We start from the raw sequence: 2,296 nt of genomic DNA on the forward strand, positions 1-2,296 counted from the left end.
CCTCTACGTTGTCCAAGGACAAGCAGCAGGCTGAGATGAAGTGGTTTATCGATGCGGCCAAGAAGCTGCAGGCCAAGGGCGTCAAGGAAATCTCGGTCGTGTCCGAGACCATCACGACCCACGAATACGAATCGAAGACGCTGGCAAAAGCCTTTGAGGAAATCACCGGCATCAAGGTCAAGCACGACATCATTCAGGAAGGCGACGTGGTTGAAAAGCTGCAGACTTCCATGCAGTCGGGCAAATCGATTTACGACGGCTGGATTTCCGACTCCGACCTGATCGGCACCCACTACCGCTATGGCAAGATCCTGGCGCTGTCCGACTACATGGCCGGTGCGGGCAAGGAATACACCAACCCGGGCCTGGACCTCAAGGACTTCATCGGTACCAGCTTCACCACGGCGCCCGACGGCAAGCTCTACCAGCTGCCCGACCAGCAGTTCGCCAACCTGTACTGGTTCCGTGCCGACCTGTTTGCGCGCAAGGACTTGCAGGACAAGTTCAAGGCCAAATACGGCTACGACCTCGGGGTGCCGCTGAACTGGAGCGCCTATGAGGACATCGCCGAGTTCTTCACCAACGACGTGAAGACCATAGACGGCAAGCCGATTTACGGCCACATGGACTACGGCAAGAAGGACCCCTCGCTGGGCTGGCGCTTTACCGACGCCTGGCTGTCCATGGCCGGCACCGCCGACAAGGGCATCCCCAACGGCATGCCGGTGGACGAGTGGGGCATTCGCGTGGCGGCCGACAAGTGCACGCCTGTGGGCGCCTCTGTTGCGCGTGGCGGGGCCACCAATTCACCTGCTGCGGTCTACGCGCTGACCAAGTACGTGGACTGGATGAAGAAGTACGCGCCCAAAGAGGCCAGCGGCATGACCTTTGGTGAAGCCGGCCCGGTGCCGGCCCAAGGGCAGATCGCCCAGCAGATCTTCTGGTACACGGCCTTTACCGCCGACATGACCAAGAAGGGACTGCCTGTGGTGAACGCCGACGGCACGCCGAAGTGGCGCATGGCGCCTGGCCCCAATGGCCCTTACTGGAAGCAGGGCATGCAAAACGGCTACCAGGACGTGGGGAGCTGGACCTTCTTCAAGGACCATGACCCCAACAAGGTGGCCGCGGCCTGGCTGTACGCGCAGTTCATCACCTCCAAGACCGTTTCGGCCAAGAAGTCGGTGGTGGGCCTGACCTTCATCCGCGACAGCGACATCCACCATGAGTACTTCACCAAAAATGCCGCCAATTACGGTGGCCTGATTGAGTTCTACCGCAGTCCGGCCCGTGTGGCCTGGACGCCGACGGGCAACAATGTACCCGACTACCCCAAGCTGGCGCAGCTGTGGTGGAAGAACGTGGCCCAGGCCGTAACGGGTGAAAAGACCCCGCAGGGTGCGATGGATACGCTGGCCGATGAGATGGATCAGGTGATGGGCCGCCTTGAGCGCGCCGGCATGGCCCACTGCGCGCCCAAGCTCAACCCCAAAGGTGACCCTGCCAAGTGGCTGAGCGACAAGGGTGCGCCATGGGCCAAGCTGGCCAATGAAAAGCCCAAGGGCGAAACCATCAACTACGACAAGTTGCTGCAGGCCTGGAAAGACGGAAAAGTACGCTGATCGCGTGGCCGTGCAGTGCGCAAGTGCTGCACGGTCCGTTTTTTTGCGGGATTGAGGTTATTGCAACAAGCGCAGGGTAAGCTCGGCGCTCTTTTACCAATGGGTTTGTATGAAAACGGGAAGCAAGGCCCATGACGACTGAATTAGCGCCCGCGCAAACGCGGCGCCAGGATTTAATGGCCCGGCTTGCTGAGCCGCACCACTACGACATCGCGATCATTGGCGGCGGCGCTACCGGCCTGGGGGTCGCACTGGATGCGGCCGCCCGCGGATTTTCCGTCGTGCTGGTCGAATCGCACGACTTTGCCAAGGGCACATCGTCCCGCGCCACCAAGCTGGTGCACGGCGGCGTGCGCTACCTGGCGCAAGGCAATATCTCGCTGGTGCGTGAGGCCTTGCACGAACGCACCACGCTGCTGGCCAATGCGCCGCATCTGGCGCAGCCCTTGCCCTTTGTCATGCCTTCCTACAAGTTCTGGGAGGCGCCGTTCTACGGTATCGGGCTCAAGATGTATGACGCGCTGGCCGGCAAGGCGGGCCTGGGCGCCACGGAATTCCTGAACCGGCAAGAAACCCTTGCCTGCCTGCCGACAGTGCAGGCTCAAGATCTCAAGGGCGGCGTCAAGTACTGGGATGGCCAGTTTGACGACGCGCGGCTGGCGTTGGCGTTGGCC

General features: G+C 61.4%; 2 protein-coding genes. Both read left to right on the plus strand.

Annotated features, from left to right (window positions below; genetic code table 11):
* Positions 1–1,622: ABC transporter substrate-binding protein (locus AC1DWI_RS20215; RefSeq protein ID WP_477725580.1), on the plus strand; the 1,622-nt coding region annotated here is incomplete at its 5' end.
* Between the two features lie 131 nt (positions 1,623–1,753).
* Positions 1,754–2,296, plus strand: a 543-nt coding sequence (locus AC1DWI_RS20220) for an FAD-dependent oxidoreductase (RefSeq protein ID WP_477725581.1), incomplete at its 3' end; no start/stop codon positions are given.

It is taken from the genome of Polaromonas sp. P3_C2, assembly GCF_056402675.1.